At 70.8% G+C, this 16,493-nt stretch carries 16 protein-coding genes; 9 read left to right on the top strand and 7 right to left on the bottom strand.

The genetic code is table 11. The features are described from left to right. Positions 1 to 528: 528 nt before the first annotated feature. A complete protein-coding gene (locus AB0J06_RS24045; protein WP_357431544.1) occupies positions 529 to 1,116 on the bottom strand; it encodes a DNA mismatch repair protein MutL in 588 nt (195 codons plus the stop codon). 35 nt (positions 1,117 to 1,151) lie between these two features. Between AB0J06_RS24045 and AB0J06_RS24040 the strand changes: the two genes are divergently transcribed. From AB0J06_RS24040 to AB0J06_RS24025, 4 genes are all read left to right on the top strand, one after another. Next, a complete protein-coding gene (locus tag AB0J06_RS24040) occupies positions 1,152 to 1,844 on the top strand; it encodes a response regulator transcription factor (RefSeq protein ID WP_357431542.1) in 693 nt (230 codons plus the stop codon). Continuing rightward, positions 1,841 to 3,127 carry a HAMP domain-containing protein gene (locus tag AB0J06_RS24035; protein ID WP_357431540.1) on the top strand — a complete coding sequence of 429 codons (1,287 nt, stop codon included), beginning with the start codon at positions 1,841 to 1,843 and terminating at the stop codon, positions 3,125 to 3,127. Before AB0J06_RS24040 ends, AB0J06_RS24035 begins: the two co-directional genes overlap by 4 nt. 252 nt (positions 3,128 to 3,379) lie before the next feature. Then, entirely contained in the window at positions 3,380 to 4,159 is a 780-nt protein-coding gene (locus tag AB0J06_RS24030; RefSeq protein ID WP_357431538.1) for a lytic polysaccharide monooxygenase, read from the top strand. A gap of 125 nt (positions 4,160 to 4,284) precedes the next feature. Then, the gene (locus AB0J06_RS24025) at positions 4,285 to 4,866 is read left to right on the top strand and encodes a DUF305 domain-containing protein (RefSeq protein ID WP_357431536.1); all 582 of its coding nucleotides are present in this window, start codon (positions 4,285 to 4,287) and stop codon (positions 4,864 to 4,866) included. A gap of 136 nt (positions 4,867 to 5,002) precedes the next feature. On the opposite strand, the gene recQ is transcribed toward AB0J06_RS24025, so the two are convergent. After that, a complete protein-coding gene (gene recQ / locus AB0J06_RS24020) occupies positions 5,003 to 6,841 on the bottom strand; it encodes a DNA helicase RecQ (RefSeq protein ID WP_357431534.1) in 1,839 nt (612 codons plus the stop codon). Between the two features lie 114 nt (positions 6,842 to 6,955). Here recQ and AB0J06_RS24015 point away from each other — a divergent pair, with 114 nt between their 5' ends. From AB0J06_RS24015 to AB0J06_RS24005, 3 genes are all read left to right on the top strand, one after another. Continuing rightward, positions 6,956 to 7,609, top strand: a complete 654-nt coding sequence (locus AB0J06_RS24015) for a class I SAM-dependent methyltransferase (RefSeq protein WP_357431532.1) — start codon at positions 6,956 to 6,958, stop codon at positions 7,607 to 7,609. A gap of 86 nt (positions 7,610 to 7,695) precedes the next feature. After that, positions 7,696 to 8,199 carry a GNAT family N-acetyltransferase gene (locus tag AB0J06_RS24010; protein ID WP_357431530.1) on the top strand — a complete coding sequence of 168 codons (504 nt, stop codon included), beginning with the start codon at positions 7,696 to 7,698 and terminating at the stop codon, positions 8,197 to 8,199. Between the two features lie 58 nt (positions 8,200 to 8,257). Next, positions 8,258 to 8,710 carry a protein phosphatase gene (locus AB0J06_RS24005; protein ID WP_357431528.1) on the top strand — a complete coding sequence of 151 codons (453 nt, stop codon included), beginning with the start codon at positions 8,258 to 8,260 and terminating at the stop codon, positions 8,708 to 8,710. A gap of 102 nt (positions 8,711 to 8,812) precedes the next feature. Here AB0J06_RS24005 and AB0J06_RS24000 read toward each other — a convergent pair whose 3' ends face one another. The 3 genes from AB0J06_RS24000 to AB0J06_RS23990 form a co-directional block, all read right to left on the bottom strand. Further along, positions 8,813 to 9,160, bottom strand: coding sequence for a rhodanese-like domain-containing protein (locus AB0J06_RS24000; protein WP_357431564.1), 348 nt, complete (start codon positions 9,158 to 9,160; stop codon positions 8,813 to 8,815). A gap of 115 nt (positions 9,161 to 9,275) precedes the next feature. Then, the gene (locus AB0J06_RS23995; RefSeq protein ID WP_357431526.1) at positions 9,276 to 10,241 is read right to left on the bottom strand and encodes a calcium-binding protein; all 966 of its coding nucleotides are present in this window, start codon (positions 10,239 to 10,241) and stop codon (positions 9,276 to 9,278) included. A gap of 155 nt (positions 10,242 to 10,396) precedes the next feature. Continuing rightward, positions 10,397 to 11,425, bottom strand: a complete 1,029-nt coding sequence (locus AB0J06_RS23990) for a LacI family DNA-binding transcriptional regulator (protein ID WP_357431524.1) — start codon at positions 11,423 to 11,425, stop codon at positions 10,397 to 10,399. A 198-nt stretch (positions 11,426 to 11,623) separates the two neighbouring features. Between AB0J06_RS23990 and AB0J06_RS23985 the strand changes: the two genes are divergently transcribed. Next, the gene (locus AB0J06_RS23985; RefSeq protein ID WP_357431522.1) at positions 11,624 to 13,933 is read left to right on the top strand and encodes a PQQ-dependent sugar dehydrogenase; all 2,310 of its coding nucleotides are present in this window, start codon (positions 11,624 to 11,626) and stop codon (positions 13,931 to 13,933) included. Between the two features lie 74 nt (positions 13,934 to 14,007). Here the strand turns inward: AB0J06_RS23985 and AB0J06_RS23980 are convergent, their stop codons facing one another. After that, positions 14,008 to 15,180 (bottom strand): PLP-dependent aspartate aminotransferase family protein, encoded by a 1,173-nt coding sequence (locus AB0J06_RS23980; protein WP_357431520.1) that lies wholly within the window; start codon positions 15,178 to 15,180, stop codon positions 14,008 to 14,010. Positions 15,181 to 15,270: 90 nt separating this feature from the next. On the opposite strand from AB0J06_RS23980, the gene AB0J06_RS23975 reads away from it, so the two are divergent. After that, positions 15,271 to 15,807 (top strand): Lrp/AsnC family transcriptional regulator, encoded by a 537-nt coding sequence (locus AB0J06_RS23975; protein ID WP_357431518.1) that lies wholly within the window; start codon positions 15,271 to 15,273, stop codon positions 15,805 to 15,807. A 21-nt stretch (positions 15,808 to 15,828) separates the two neighbouring features. Here AB0J06_RS23975 and AB0J06_RS23970 read toward each other — a convergent pair. Then, positions 15,829 to 16,493: biotin-dependent carboxyltransferase family protein (locus AB0J06_RS23970; RefSeq protein ID WP_357431516.1), on the bottom strand; the 665-nt coding region annotated here is incomplete at its 5' end.

The following is a 16,493-nucleotide window of genomic DNA, read 5'->3' as shown; positions in this document are numbered from 1 at the left end:
ATCGTGGCGGCTGACCGGGCGCGTTCACCGTGCGGGGCGAGGGCCCGGGTCTCCGTGCCCCTCCCCGACGCCGGGTGTGGCTCGCGGCTGTTCGGGGCGTGTCTGCTGCCGGTGATGCCGGTGCTGTCCTGGAGGTACGAGTGACGCAGGAATCCCGCGAGTCACTTCATATCGGCATAAACGGACTTAACGCATAAGGGGTTGATCTCGCTTTTGACCGTTTGGTGTTCTTTACCCATGCCGGTGCAGTTGGGGTGCGGTATGGGTGCCGAGAGTTGCTCCGGATAGGCACGCGGCTAAAGAGTTATCAGAGAAGCTTGCGGCACATGGGGTATTTGCAGTGCTTCGGGGCAAGGCCTTGGGTGCCCCGTGCCACATGGAGGGCGGACGGGTTGGGTCGGAATTGCCCGGAGCGCGCATTACCGGGACTCTCCGGGACGAAGACTGCCGTTTGGTCGTGGCCCGGGTGGACGCAGGAGAGCGAACCGCGGCGTCGGCATCCTGCGCCCGATAGTGGCGTGGCTGGTCTCAGCCGCCTATCTCCGACACCTCTGCGAACGGCCGGCCATCCCACCAGACCGCGTCCACGAGGAACGCCCGGTTGGGGGCGAGGAACCTGACCAGTAGCCGCTGCGGTTCGTTCTGCACGGTGTCGACGGAGAAGCCGGGCTTCGGGGTGGCGGTGACGAGGATGACCCGCCCGGGGACCATCCGGATGGTCGTCTGCCCACCCTCCACCTCGAACCGCCGCACGTACGAGGTGGACCCGTCGGCCTCGTCGACGACGGTCCAGCCATCGACGGTGCGGGCCGTCGACGCGGCCGGCGGCCTGGGCGGGCGCTCCGCGGGCGTCGTGCGCGCCGACGAAGGGCTCGGACTCGCCGAGGGGGTCCGCGTCGCGACCGCCGACGGTGTCGGTGGTCGGGGCGTCGGGCCCGGTATGAGGTCGGGGCCGGGCGCGAGCGCGTCGCGCAGGTCGGTCTCTGCGCGGGTGTGGACGCGGTCGGGGACGGCGGTGTCCAGCACCGGGGTGAGTCCGAGCCACACCAGCCCGGTACTGGCGGCCGTGGCCACGCCCCACGCGGTCAGCGCTCCGATGCCCTGCCATCTGCTCACGGCGCCAATCTTGCCAACGTCGGTACCGTTCGACCATGCCTCTCGTCCTGGTGGTCGAAGATGACCCGGCGATCCGACGCGCCCTCGCGCGGACTCTCACCGACGCCGGGCACGTCGTGCAGGCGGTCGAGACCGCACTCGACGCGCTGCGTGTGGTCACCACCCAGCAGCCGTCGGTGGTGATCCTGGATCTGGGGCTGCCCGACATGGACGGTGCCGACGCTCTCGTCATGATCCGCGCGGTCAGCTCGGTGCCGATCATCGTGGCCACCGCCCGCCGCGGGGAGACCGACATGGTCCGGCTGCTCAACGCCGGCGCGGACGACTACGTGACAAAGCCGTTCTCCACGGCGCAGGTCCAGGCCCGGATCGCGGCGGTGCTCAGGCGCGCAGGCCCCGTGATCCCGGCACCGGAGCCGTCCCCGTGGGTCCGGGTCGGTCCGCTGCAGCTCGAGGCGACCAGCCGGAGCGCCACATTGGACGGGCGGCCGCTCCCGTTGGCGCGCAAGGAGTTCGACCTGCTGCACTACCTGGCGGAGCGCGCCGGGCAGGTGGTGCCGCGCGGCGAGCTGTTCGTCGCGGTCTGGCGGCAGCCGTACGTCAACGGGGACCAGACGCTCGACGCGCACATCTCCCTGGTCCGCCGCAAGCTCGGCGAGTCCGCCGCCGAGCCGGGACTGCTGCGCACCGTACGCGGGGTGGGCCTGATGCTGGTCGGGCCGTCGTGAGGTCGACGCTCGCGCGCGGCACCCTGGCGGTCACCTCGATGGTGGCGATCGCCTTCCTGGTCCCGCTGGCCCTGCTGGCCGGCCAGATCGCACATGACCGGGCGCTGGCCGATGCCCGTCAGCAGGCGACCAGCATGATCGCCGCGCTGGCGGTCACCGAGGAACGCGCGGTTCTCGCCCGGGCCGTCGCCAGCACGCGCGCCGGCGGCGGGGAACGCCTCTCACTGCACCTGCCCGGAGAGGCTCCGATCGGTACGACCAGGGGCGCGATCAGCGACATCCGGCTGGTCGAGAGCAGGGGACATCCGCTCGTCGCGTCGGCGCCGGATGGGCTGGTCTACCTCCAGCCGACCGCGCTGGCGCCAGGCCGGACCGCGGTGATCGAGGTGTGGGTGCCGTCGGACGAGTTGCGACGCGGGGTCACCACCGCCCGGCTGGCCATCGCCGGGCTCGCCGCCGTACTCGTCATCGCCTCGATCGCGCTCGCCGACCGGCTCGGCGCGCAGGTCGTCTCCGCGGCCCGGGAGTTGTCGCGGGCCGCGCGCCGGCTCGGCGCCCACGACCTCAGCGTCCGGGTACGACCGGCCGGGCCCACCGAACTCGTGGAAGCGGGCCGGGCGTTCAACCTGATGGCCGACCGGGTCGTGTCGCTCGTCGACGCCGAACGCGAACGCGCCGCCGACCTGTCCCACCGGCTGCGGACGCCGCTGACCGCGCTGCGACTGGATGCCGATTCCCTGCCGGCCGGCGAGCTCACCGACCGGGTGCGTGAGTCGATCGACGCGCTTGAGCGGGAGGTCGACGCGATCATCGTCAGCGCCCGGGACTCGCTGGACGCGCGCAGCGGCGCGCTCACCGACCTGGTCGACGTGCTCGCCGACCGGCTGGCGTTCTGGGCGGTGCCCGCGGAACACCAGGGGCGCGCCTGGGAGGTCGGGGGCGGCACGGAACCGGTGTGGATCCCGGTCCCCCGCTCCGACGTGATCGGTGCCGTCGACTCGCTGCTCGGCAACGTCTTCCGGCACACCCCCTCCGGCACGCCGTTCCGGATCAGCGTGACCGAGCGCGAACTGGTCGTGGAGGACGGCGGATCCGGCATCGCCGACCTGCCCAGCGCGGTGCGGCGCGGCGTCAGCGGTGCCGACTCGACCGGGCTGGGGCTCGACATCGTCCGGCGGGTGGCCGGGGAGGCGGGTGGAGCGCTCCATATCGGACGCAGCGAGCTGCTCGGCGGTGCCCGCGCGGTCATGTCCTACCTCGGCTCCCGCCGCCCGTCACGGTGAGGGGCCGCTACGGAATCGGTACCGACAAAGCGCTCTGCGTAAACATCGCCACCTGTTTAAGGTAATCCTAAGACAAATTTCCGAGTCATTTCTGGTGCTCGACCATTCCTTGCCGCGCGGTGCATTGGTACGTTTTTCGCACGGAAGCGACACCGAGGCGCTCATCAATTTCGCGCCGCACCGCCGGTAGTCGCCATTTGGTCCCACGTCCTACAAGGCGCGGGACCAGTGCTGCGCTGAAGGAGTTGGACCATGCGACGAATTATGGCCTATCCGCTGCTCGCTGTGGGCGCGATGCTGTCCACGCTGGCGGTCGCCACACCCGCCCAGGCGCACGGCTACGTGTCGTTCCCGCCGAGCCGGCAGGCCCTGTGCGCGCAGGGCAGAGTCGCGGACTGCGGCCCGATCCAGTTCGAGCCGCAGAGCGTGGAGGGCCCGAAGGGATTGAAGAGCTGCAACGCCGGACTGGGGCAGTTCTCTGCGCTCAATGACGACAGCCGCCCCTGGCCGGCGACGTCGGTGGGGAATAGCGTCACCTTCAGTTGGATCCTGACCGCGCGCCATCGCACCACCACCTGGCAGTATTTCATCGGCAACAAAATGGTCGCCGAATTTGATGACGGAAACGCTATTCCGCAGGCAACCGTCTCGCACAGGGTGGACCTCAGCGGCTTTTCCGGACGGCAGAAACTGCTGGCGGTGTGGAACATCGGTGACACCCCGATGGCGTTCTACAGCTGCGTCGACCTGCAGGTCGGCGGTGGCGGTGGCCAGCGGCCCGAGCCGAGCACGCCGCCCACGAGCAACCCGACGACCCCGCCCCCCGGCGCCCCCGCGCCGGCGCCGACCGCCACCGCGCCGTCCACGGCCACGCCCACCCGCCCCGGCGGCACGACCTGGGCGTCCTGGCAGAACTACCGCGTCAACGACGTCGTGACGTTCGAGGGCAGGACGTACCGCTGCCGGCAGGCGCACATGTCCCTCGACAGCTGGGAGCCCCCCGCGACGCCGGCGCTCTGGCTGGCCAGCTGACCGACCCCACGGGTGGACCCGCGCGATCGGCAACCGCGGGTCCGCCCACCCACCACCCGACGCTCGGTCCACCCGTCCCGCAAGGCTCCACGCGGGCCGGACGGCGAACAGGAGAACCGGTAAGCATGAAGTTCCCACGGCGTATCACCCTTGCCGCGGCAGCCCTGCTGCTGCTCGCCGGCTGCGGCACCGGCCCGGCCGGCCCCGGCGACGGCGACCCGGCGGTGACGGCGTCCGCCGCCACGTACAACGACGCCGACGTCATGTTCCTCCAGATGATGATCAACCATCATGGTCAGGGGCTGCGGATGGCCAGCCTCGCTGAGCAGCGTGCGACCAGCGAGGAGGTGAAGCTGTTGGCCGCCGCCGTCGGGGCGACGCAGACGGACGAGATCCGCACGATGACGCGGTGGCTGCAGGAGTGGGGCAAGCCGACGGAGGCCGACCACGACCCGAGCGTGCACGCGGCACACGGCGGCCTGCCGGCCACCGGCGACGCGGAACTGGCCGCGCTCACGCAGGCCACCGGCCGGCAGTTCGAGCAACAGTTCCTCAACCTCTTCATCGCCCACCAGCACAACGCGGTCGAGATGGCGAAGGCCGAGGCCGCCGGCGGCGCCAGCCCGGACGCGAAGGAGCTGGCCAGACGCGTCGACCAGTCCCGTACGGCACAGATCCGACAGATGCTGGGATTCATCAGGAGTTGAGCGGGTCGCCCGGCCGCCTGTATGCGGCCCGGGCGTACCTGTGCGAAATGGCCGGTGACCGGCAGCGCGCCGTCGAAAACCACCGGGCTCCGGCCAGCCGGACGACAAGCCCCGACGATGCCTGACGTGCCGGGCACTACGCCGCAAGCGTGTCCAGGATCTGCTCGCCGTACTTGGCCAGCTTGTTCTCCCCGACACCGCTGATCCGGCCGAGCTCAGCCAGCGTCGCTGGGGACTCGGTCGCGATCTGGCGCAAGGTCGCGTCGTGGAAGATCACGTACGCCGGCACGCTCTGCTCCTTGGCGGTGGCGGCGCGCCAGGCCCGCAGCCGCTCGAACACCGGCAGGGCCGCCGGGGACAGCTCGACGGCCGTGGCCGCGGCGGAGCGCGACTTCGGGGACCGGGAGGCCGACGCCCCGCGCTGCGGCTCGCGCCGCATCGTCACCCGGCGCTGCTTGCCCAGCACATCTTTGCTCGATTCGGTCAGCACGAGCGTCCCGTAGTCACCCTCGACCGCGAGCAGTCCCTGCGCCAGCAGTTGGCGGACCACAGCGCGCCACTCGGCCTCGTTCAGTTCGGTGCCGATGCCGAACACGGTGAGGGCGTCATGGCCGTGCTGGGCGACCTTCTCCGTCTTCCGGCCGAGCAGAATGTCGATGGACTGGCCGGCGCCGAACTTCTGGTCACGCTCGCGGTGCAGCCGCAGCACGGTCGAGAGCAGTTTCTGCGCCGCCACCGTGCCGTCCCACGACTCCGGCGGCGTCAGACAGGTGTCGCAGTTGCCACACGGGGTGCTCTGCTGGCCGAAGTACGCGAGCAGTTGGACGCGACGGCACTGCACCGTCTCACACAGGGCCAGCATGGCGTCGAGGTGGGCGGCGAGCATCCGGCGGCGGGCCAGGTCACCGTCGGAACTGTCGATCATCTTGCGCTGCTGCACGATGTCCTGCAGCCCGTAGGCGAGCCAGGCGGTCGACGGCAGACCGTCGCGGCCCGCCCGACCGGTCTCCTGGTAGTAACCCTCGACGGACTTGGGCAGGTCGAGGTGCGCGACGAACCGTACGTCGGGTTTGTCGATACCCATGCCGAAGGCGATCGTCGCGACCATCACCAGGCCGTCTTCGCGCAGGAAGCGCTGCTGGTTGGCGGCGCGCGTACGTGCGTCGAGTCCCGCGTGGTACGGCAGTGCCGGGATCCCGTTCTGCACCAGGAACTCGGCGGTCTTGTCGACGGACGCCCGTGACAGGCAGTAGACGATTCCGGCGTCGCCGGGATGCTCGGTGCGCAACAGGTCGAGTAGCTGCTTCCGCGGCTCCCGCTTCGCCGCGATCCGGTACTGGATGTTGGGCCGGTCGAAACTGGCCACGAAGTGGCGGGCGCCCTCGAGGTTGAGCCGCGACGCGATCTCGGCGTGCGTCGCGGTGGTCGCCGTGGCGGTCAGGGCGATCCGGGGTACGGCCGGCCAACGCTCGTGGAGCATGGACAGGGCGAGGTAGTCGGGGCGGAAGTCGTGGCCCCACTGGGCAACGCAGTGCGCCTCGTCGATCGCGAACAGCGCGATCGTGCCGCGGTCGAGGAGCCCGATGGTGGAACCGGTTCTCAACGCCTCCGGCGCGAGGTAGAGCAGGTCGAGGTCACCCGAGAGAAAGGCCGACTCGACGCGGCGGCGCGCCTCGAAATCCTGCGTCGAGTTGAGGAACCCGGCCCGCACGCCGAGGGTCGTCAACGCATCGACCTGGTCCTGCATCAACGCGATGAGCGGCGAGATGACGACCGCGACGCCGTCCCGGACGAGCGCCGGGATCTGGTAGCACAGCGACTTGCCGCCACCGGTCGGCATGAGCACCAGCGCGTCACCACCGCCGACGACCTGGTCGATGATCTCCCGCTGGCTTCCCCGGAAGGTGTCATAGCCGAAGACCCGGCGCAGCACCCGTAACGCTTCGTCGGTCCGCTGATCCGTCGGGGAGGTCACCCGGGGATTCTACGAGGAGCCCGGGCCGGAAGGATTGCCCCCGGCGCGGTTTTGCTCGCGGCGTGCTCTGACAGCGGGTTGCCGGGCCCGGCCAGCCGACTACTGTCCCCGGCCATGACCGAATCGACCGACCTGCGCGCCACCCGCGCGGCCTACGACACCGTCGCCGTCGACTACGCCGAGCGACTGCGCGCGGAGCTTGTGGCCAAGCCCCTGGACCGTGCGCTGCTTGCCGCGTTCGCCGAGCTCGTGCAGGCCGGCGGTGGCGGGCCGGTCGCCGATCTCGGCTGCGGCCCCGGCCGGGTGACGGCGCACCTGCACTCTGTCGGGTTGACCGCCTTTGGTGTCGACCTGTCGCCGGCGATGGTCGCGGTGGCCCGTCGCACATACCCGGAGCTGCGGTTCGACGAGGGGTCGATGACGGCGCTGGACCTGACGGACGACATTCTCGGCGGCATCGTCGCCTGGTACTCCATCATCCACACGCCCCCGGAGCGGCTGCCGGTGGTGTTCGCGGAGTTCCATCGGGTGCTGCGTCCGGGTGGCCACCTGCTCCTCGCCTTCCAGGCGGGCGACGAGCGTCGGCACCTGGAACAGGCGTACGGCCATGCCATCTCGCTCGACGTCTACCGGAGGTCACCGGAGCTTGTCGCCACGCTGTTGAGCCAGGCCGGACTGGTCGTGCACGCCCAACTGCTCCGTGAGCCCGAGGGGCCGGAGAAGACGCAGCAGGCGTACCTCCTGGCGCGCAAGCCGGGGAAGTCGTAGCTGTCACACGGGGGCTGTCCGCGTGTGCCGACCTCGGCTCGCGTTATTCGAACCGATGTGACGCACTCGCCCGTTACCTTCTTGCCATGGCGCCCTTCGAACGGAGAACCGCCCGGCTGCGCCTCCGGCGCGTCACCATGGACGACCTGGAGGCGTTCGTGGCGCTCGAGTCCGCGCTGCGGGCACGGGAGGAGCCGCCGCGCGAACCCCCGGCCACCGCACAATCCGCCCGGTATCTCGCCGCGTTCACCGAGGTGTGGGATCGCGGGGAACTCGGCTACTGGACGATCGTGTTCCAGGGGCGGATAGCGGGTTTCGGCGGTGTCCAGCCCAAGCTCTGGCGGGAGCGCCACTGCTGGAATCTCTACTACCGGGTCGCGCCCGAATTCTGGGGGTTGGGCATCGCGACCGAAATGGCACGCGAGGCCATCGCGGCCGCGGCGGTCGTACATCCGGCGTGGCCGGTCGTCGTGGAAACCCGCGCATGGAACACCGCGGCGATACGGGTTGCGGAGCGGGCCGGGCTGATCCGGCAGGAAGCGCGGGCGGACGACGACTACGCGGTGTTCCTGCTCGAGACGACACCCTGAACCAGCGCGCGACCCGGCGCGGCATCGACCCCGTGCCGCGCCGGCATAGGGTGGCCCCGTGACCAATGCGTGGGACCCCGCCGCGGCCGGGGTGCTGCGCCTGCCATCCGGCCGGCTCGTCAGGGGTCGCGGTCTGCGGCAGCCGCTCCCATCCGGGCCGACGCCCACCTTCGCCGTCTACCTGCTCGGCAGGACACCACCGGCGGTCGACTGGGAGAGCCGATGGGTGCGCTGGCCCGACTTCTGGCTGCCGGGCGACCAGGGGTACGCCCGCGACGTGCTGCACGAAGCCTGGGACAGCGCCACGACTCAACGGGTGGAGATCGCCTGCGGCGGTGGCCGCGGAAGGACCGGCACGGCTCTGGCCTGCCTCGCCGTCATCGACGGAGTGCCGGCGGATCAGGCGGTTGCCTTCGTCCGGCAGCACTACGACCGGCATGCCGTCGAGACACCCTGGCAGAAGCGCTACGTCACCCGATTCACCGCACGGCGGTCGGGCACCCGGCGCTGAGTCGTACTCGATCAAGAGGTCCAGGGTCCGGCGCCGCTGCGTCGGGGGAGTGCGGCGGCGTCATCCCCGCGATCCTGCGGCGCAGGTCGGGCGGCCGCCGTCTCAGCGACGTACGTCGGCCGGCCCCGATGTCAGCGGCAGCCCCGCCCGCTGCCACGCCTCGACCCCGCCGATCATGTCGGTCGCGCGCCACAGGCCGACATGCCGCAGGCTGGCGGCGGCCAGGCTGGAGCTGTAGCCCTGTCGGCAGATGACGATGATCTCCAGGTCGTGATCGGTGGCCTCGGGGATCCGCGCGTCGCTCAACGGGTCGAGCCGCCATTCGAGCACCGTACGGTCGATCACCAGCGCGCCGGGAAGCTCGCCCTGCTCACGCCGTTGCGTCTCGGTGCGGGTGTCGATGACCAGCGCGCCCCGGCGTCTCGCCGCGTCCGTCTCCTCGGGAGTCATCCGGCGTACGCCGGCACGCGCCTTGGCCAGAACGTGGTCGACCCCCGCGTCTTGCCCCGTTTCCACCCGCACAGTCTGCCGGATCGGAGGGGCAGACTCGGACAACCCTGGCAAATTAATCCTGCCGCAGCGCGTCGGTCCCGGGGCCCCCGACGAGCAGGTCCCGCCCCTCGTCTCCGACGAGGACGTCGTCGCCCTGCTGGCCGAGCAGCAGGTCGTTGTCGTCGCCGCCGCACACGATGTCGTTCCCCGCCCGCGCGTGGACCCGGTCGCGGCCGTCGAGGGCGGCGATCACGTCGTCCCCGTCGGTGCCGATGATCCTGTCCGGCCCGTCCGTGCCGACGATGCCGGCCTCCCGGCCCCGGCATCCCGGGGTCCCCGTGACGGAGAGGGCGCGCATCCGGCCGATGTTGTCGAAGGAGCCGAACCCGACGCGGCCGGCCTGGAACGTGCGGTCCGTCGCGGTCATCAGCGGGGTCGAGGCGCCATCGACGTACACCGCGATCTCGCCGGTCTTCGCGCAGTGACGGACCCGGACCTTGTGATACGCGGCGTCCGTGATGGCCGGCGGCGCGCCGATCTTGCCGTTCCACTGGTGGTCGAGGCGGAACCGGTCGGCGTTGTCGACCACGAAGATCCCGTTGTGGGGATAGATCGTGTTGTCCGTCGACAGATGGGCGTAGTAGAACCGCGTCGGCGACTGGTAGCCGAAGACGATGATCACGTCGCGGTTCGTGATCTCCACCGGCGTGTCGAGGCGGACCTCGGCGTCGATCTGCACCGATCCGAACTCGGGCCCCTTCGTCAGCACCGCGTACTCGAACGGGCGGCGCGGTCCGGCCGGCGACTTACCGGCCTCGGCGAGGATCACCTCGGACCCCGGAAACTGCCAATTCGCCGGCGTCACCGGCGCCCAGTTGCCGCCGGCCATGACGTCCTTCACCCGGTTGCGCCCGACGTCGCAGCCCGCGTGGCCGGCGCTGTCCGCGCGCATCCCCGCGTTGTTCGCCGCAGTCGCGTGGGCGGCGGGCTGGCCCGCGAGGGTCGCCACGCCCACCGCCATCGAGAGCGCCAGGGGCATGAGCTTACGAAGGGTACGAGTCGGCTGCATGGGACCTTCCCTGCGTGACGCGGGACATTGGAAGCGCTTTCGCAAGCCTGGATAGCACCGTGTCACCGTGTCAAGAGAGAGTCACTCCTTCGGGGCGGCCCACCCGAGGCGGCGGCCACCCGGACTCATCGCGCCGGCGCCGGGCCGGTCGACTCCCGCACGACCAACTGATGTCCGGTCCACTTTCGACGGAGCCGCGACAGTGGCGGCTTCAGGGCGAGTTCCAGTGCGAGCTCTCCCATCTGCGCCATCGGCAACCGGATCGTGGTCAGGCTGGGCCCGAGATCCGCCGCCACCGACACGTCGTCGAACCCCGCGACCGACATCTGCGCGGGGACCGCGACACCCCGCGCACGGAGCGCGGACAGCACGCCGATCGCCATGACGTCGTTGAGCGCGATGATGGCGGTCGTCCGCGGGTGGCGCTGCAGGATCTGGTCCGCCGCGAGTCGCCCTCCGTCGCGGGTGAAGTCGCTGCGTACGACGGGGGACTCCGCCGACGTGAGCCCGGCCCGGGCGAGCGCCCCGGCGATCCCGGTCATCCGGTCGGCCACCGTGGTGAGCCGCTCCGGTCCGGCGGCCACCGCGATCCTGCGGTGTCCCAGTGACAGCAGGTGCTCCGCCACCGCGTGACCGCCCGCCTGGTTGTCGGGGACCACGGCATCCGCGCCGAGGTTGTGCCGACCGATCACGGCGACCCGGCCGCCGCCCTTGCGGAACGCGGCCAGCTCCGCCTTCGCCTCGGCCTGCAGCGCCGGATCGGTGTAACCCGAGCCGGCCACGATGATGACGCCGACGCGGTGCGCGATCAGCATCCGGACCTGCCGCAACTCGACCTCGGGGTCACCGCCGGAGTGGCAGATCTGCACCATCCGCTGCTCGGCGCCGGCGAGCCGGAGGACCCCGCTCGCGATCTCGGCGAAGTACGGGTCACCGATCTCGTGCACGATCAGCCCCACGGTCGGCGTCGATCCGCCCGCGAGGGTCCGGGCGTGCAGGTTGACCACGTAACCGAGTTCGCTGGCCACCTGGCGCACATGGGCTGCGACCTGCGCGCTCACGCCATCCCTCCCGGTCAGCGCGCGCGATGCGGTCGCGAGCGACACGCCGGCGTGGGCGGCCACGTCGACCAGCCTCAGTGGAGATCCAGGCATGGGCATCGGTCACGACCCTTCCGTCCGGTTTATAACCCGTTCAGGTGTGACTGTTGCCACCCACACGCGGGCAAGTCTAGGGTCGGATTCGGCATACGAAAGCGCTTACGCAACCGCTTTCTGCGACCGTACGACCGATTGGGTGGTCCCTCCGTGTCGAACTCCCGATGGAATTTCCAGAAGCCCAGATGGCTCCTGGTGACGACCGTTTCCCTCCTGGTGACCGCGCTCCCGACCTCGCAGGCGATCGCGCAGACGCCACCGGCGGCCCCGCGGGCCGATGCTCCCGTCACGGATCCGATTCCGCAGGATCCGGTCCCGTCCACCCTGGGTCTGACCCTCGCCGACGTCGCCACGTTCCCCAAGTCCGAGCCGGTGCCGGCGCCGATCGACCCACGGCTGATGCGTCACGCGCGGATCAACTTCCTCGGTGAGATCCCCGACGGGTCAGGGCGCAGGTTCGTCCCCGACCTCAACGGCACCATGTATCTGCTCAACGGCGCGACCCCCGGGGCGTACCTCGACGTCCGCGCCCAGTTCCCGGACTTCTTCTCCGGCCGCGGCATGGGCAGCGGCTTCGGCTTCGTGACCTTCCACCCGGAGTTCGCGCGGAACGGCAGGTTCTACACCGTCCACTCCGAGGCGTTCGGCGCGCTGCAGCCGAAGACGCCGGACTGGACCCAGCCGAACGCGATCGTCCAGAGCGTGGTGACGGAATGGACCGCCGCCGACCCGTCCGCGAACACCTTCAGCGGCACGCACCGCGAGGTGCTGCGGCTCGGGTTCGCGAGCTACATCCACGCGATCCAGCAGATCGACTTCAACCCGACCGCCCGTCCGCGGGACAAGGACTACGGGTTGCTCTACGTCGCGGCCGGCGATGGCGGCATCGGCGTCTCGACGAACGTCCCGCAGGACCTGGCCGTGCCGCAGGGCAAGATCCTGCGCATCGACCCGATGGGTCGCGACAGCGCCAACGGCAACTACGGCATCCCGCGCTCCAACCCGTTCGTCGGCAAGCCGGGCGCGCTCGGTGAGATCTACGCGTACGGCATGCGCGACCCGCACCGCTTCAGCTGGGACCCGCGCGACGGCGACCGGATGTTCCTCGGCCACATCGGCGAGCACGCCATCGAAGCCGTCTACGAGGTGAAGGCCGGCGACAACTTCGGTTGGAGCGAGCGGGAGGGCGCGTTCGCCTTCAAGAAGGACGACCGCTGCAACCTTTTCCCGCTGCCCGCGGATGACAAGAAGTACGGCTACACCTACCCGGTGGCCGCCTACGACCACGACCCGCCGGCCGGCTGGCCCTGCACGAAGGACAGCGGTCACGCGATCAGCGGCGGCTTCGTCTACCGCGGAAACGCCGTCCCCGAACTGCGCGGCAAGTACGTCTTCGCCGACCTCGTCGACGGTCGCGTCTTCTACACCAACGCGAACGAGATGCGGCGCGGCAGGAAGCTGGCCACGATCTACGACCTGAAGATCTTCGACCCGGCGGGCAAGCGGGTCACCACGGCGGACCTGGCCGGTGACGCCCGCGTCGACCTGCGGCTCGGGACCGACCGTGCCGGTGAGCTCTACCTGCTGGCAAAGGCGAACGGCAAGCTCTGGAAGGTGACCGGCACCCGCCGCGTGCCCGTCAACCCGGACGTGCTGCCCAGCCTCCAGCGCAACCTCGCCGCCTTCTACGACTTCGAGCACGCGTTCGTGCCCGACCCGGCGATGGAGCTCGACCAGGGCTTCTCCGGCACGAACATCAGCCTCGTCAACGGCGGCAAGGCGATGCGCGTGAAGGACGGCGCCTACCCCGGCAGCAACACGTCGATCCAGACTGCTCAGGTCAACCCCGCCACCGCCGGTAACGACGACTGGAAGGCCGGCCTCTACTCGGCGACCGGTGTGCCCACGCTGAACGCCTTCAACGGCGTCAAGGGCACCACGGTCATGGGGTGGTTCAAGGTGACCGGGCAGAACCCGAACCTGAACTCGAACACGCCGGACCCGAACGACTACTACAACGCCATCGGACTCGCCGGCATCCTGACCGGAGACTCGGACGGGCACGGGGTTCGCGCCCTGCTGGAGCTGATCAACGTGAACGGCGAGTTGCGCCTCGTGGCGCTCGGCCGACGGCTCGACGGCGGTAGCTCGCAGACGTTCGCGGCACAGGAGGACTGGCGGACGCTGTTGCCGCCGAACGAGTGGGTCTTCCTCGCCGCGACCTTCGACTTCGACAAGGGCACCATGGCGTTGTACAAGAACGGGAAGCCGCTGGACGGGTTCTACGCGGTGACCGGCGACCCGTGGGGCGTGGCGACGCCGGGGCGGCACTACAGCTCGGAGACCGACCCCCGCGGCATCAAGATCGGCGGCAGTTTCCCGCAGAACACGCGGGAGTCCAACCCGTGCAACTGCCGGATGGACAGTCTGATGTTCCTCGGCCGGACCGTCTCGGCCGCCGAGGTCCAGCAGCAGTACCGCCGGGTGACAACCGCGCGACCGTGACGGCACGTTGACCGCGACCGGAGGACCTGGTGCTTCACCAGGTCCTCCGGTCGTCGTGCGTCACCGAGCAACCCTCAGGCGAGCGCCTGTGCCAGATCGGCCCGGAGGTCGTCGGGATCCTCGAGCCCGATGGACAACCGGATGATGTCGGCGCTCGGACGGGCGGCGGCCGCGACGGGGCGATGGGTCAGGGCGGCCGGATGCTGGATCAGGGAGTCCACCCCGCCCAGGGAGACCGCATGGGTGAAGAGACGGACCGCGTTCGTGACCCGCACCGCCTGCTCGTACCCACCGGAAAGCTGGAGGGCGACCATCGCGCCGGGACCACGCATCTGGCGCCCCACCAGGCCGGTCGGATCGCACCCGGGGATGCCCGGGTAGAAGACCCGGCGTACGGACGGGTGCGCGCTCAGCCACCCGGCGATCTTCTCCGCCGAGCTCTGCTGCGCGCGCACCCGGAGCGGCAGTGTGGCCAGGCCGCGGTGCAACAGGTATCCGGCGAGCGGATGCATCAGCGCGCCGGTCACGGCCCGGACCCGCCGCAGTGCGCCAGCCCAGGCCGCGCTGCCCGCCACCACGCCGCCGACGACGTCGCCGTGGCCGCCCAGGTACTTCGTGGCGCTGTGCAGCACGAGCGCGGCGCCGTGCGCGGCCGGGTTCTGCAGAAGGGGGGTGGCGAACGTGTTGTCCACGAGCACCGGACGCCCCGGGGCGGCCTCGACGACCGCGCCGATGTCCACCAGCTGCAGTGTCGGGTTACCCGGGGACTCGACGACCACGAGACAGGTGTCCGCGCGGAGCGCGGCGGCGACGTTCTGCGGGGCGCAGTACGTGACCTCGACGTCGAGCAGTCCGGACGCGAGCAGGTGGTCCGTGCCGCCGTACAGCGGACGGACCGCCACGACGTGCCGGCCGCCCGTCTCCGCCTTGGCGGCGAGCACGGTCGCGGTCATCGCCGCCATGCCGGAGGAGAAGGCGACCGCCTCCGCGGTTCCCTCCAGTTGGGCGAGCGCCGCCTCGAACCGGGCCACGGTCGGGTTCCACAGGCGCGCGTAGACGAACCCGCCCCCGTCGACCGGATGGCCACCCGTGGCCATCGACTCGTACGACGAGCCGCCCATCTCGATGTCCGGCAGGGGACTGGTCGAGGAGAGGTCGATCGGCGGGGCGTGCACGCCCAACTCCGCGAGATCGTCGCGGCCGGCGTGCACGGCCAAGGAATCGAACGAAAGAACCTGCTCACCCATGCGATGATGGTCCGAATATTCGCCGTACCAGGCAATATTCGCCGAGCATTAGGCGGTGGAAGCGGCTACTCGGCGCAGATTGTGGAGGCGATGTTCGTGGCGGCGGTGACCGGGCCGAGGAATCCGCGGTCCCGTGCGGCGCCGCCCCTGGACGGCACCGATCTGTCCATCCTGGCCGAGCTCGCCGCGGACGGACGCATCACCAACGCGGCACTCGCCGCGCGGGTGGGGGTCGCCGAATCGACCTGCATCCAGCGGGTCCGCACCCTGCGCGAAGCCGGCGTCATCTCCGGCTTCCACGCGCAGCTCGATCTCGCCGCGCTCGGCCGTCCGCTGCAGGCTGTGATCAAGGTGCGGCTCGGCAGCCACAACCGCAATCACGTGCACAGCTTCCACGCGACCCTCACCGAGATCCCCGGTGTGCTCACCGCGTTCCACGTGGCAGGGGAGGACGACTACCTCCTGCACGTCGCGGTCGAGTCACCCGAAGCGCTGCGCGACCTCGTCCTGGAGCACATCAACATCCACCCCGCCGTCCGGCACACCGAGACCCAACTCGTCTTCGAGGTGCTCCCCGGCATGGGCGTGCTCCCCACCCCGACCGGCCGGACCGGCCGGCGCGCCTGACCCGAGCGCCCCGGTCAGGGATCACCCCGCGTACGCGGGTGGCAGCGGCTGGAACCTGACCGGCGTGCCGGGGCGGGCCTGCGCGGCGGCGGCCAGGTCAGGCTCGCCGACCACTCCGATCACCGGATAGCCCCCGGTGGTGGGGTGGTCGGCGAGGAACAGCACCGGACGCCCGTCCGCGGGCACCTGCACCGCGCCGAGCGCGATGCCCTCGCTGGGTAGCTCCGTCCGCACCGCGCGGGTGAGCGCCGGCCCCTCCATGCGAAGGCCGATCCGGTTGCTCGCCGTCGCCACCGTGTAGCGGGCGGTCCGCAGCGCGGCCAGCGCCTCGCGGGTGAACCAGTCGTGCCGCGGGCCGAGCACCAGCCGCAGCAGCAGTTCGCCGGGGAGCGCTGGTTGTGGGGCGACGTCGACCGGGAGCGGCGGGCCGTGCGGGTGGTCGAGCGGCAGGAGGTCACCGACCGAGAGCGGCGGTGGGCCGAGCCCGGAGAGCAGATCGGCGGCGCGGCTGCCGAGCACCGCGGCGACGGCCACCCCGCCGGCAAACGCGACGTACGACCGTACGCCGTGGGTGGCGGCGCCGACGTCGAGCACGGCGCCGGCCGGTCGGCTGCCCGGTGGGTTCGGGTTCCGGGGTGGACTGCGCCGTGGGGGACGTGGCGGGCATCGTCGCCGCCGGCGCGGTC

This window comes from Micromonospora sp. NPDC049679 (assembly GCF_040659735.1).
Classification (GTDB): domain Bacteria; phylum Actinomycetota; class Actinomycetes; order Mycobacteriales; family Micromonosporaceae; genus Micromonospora_I.
Note: the sequence above shows the minus strand (reverse complement) of the source record. Positions and strands in the feature narration are given on the sequence as shown.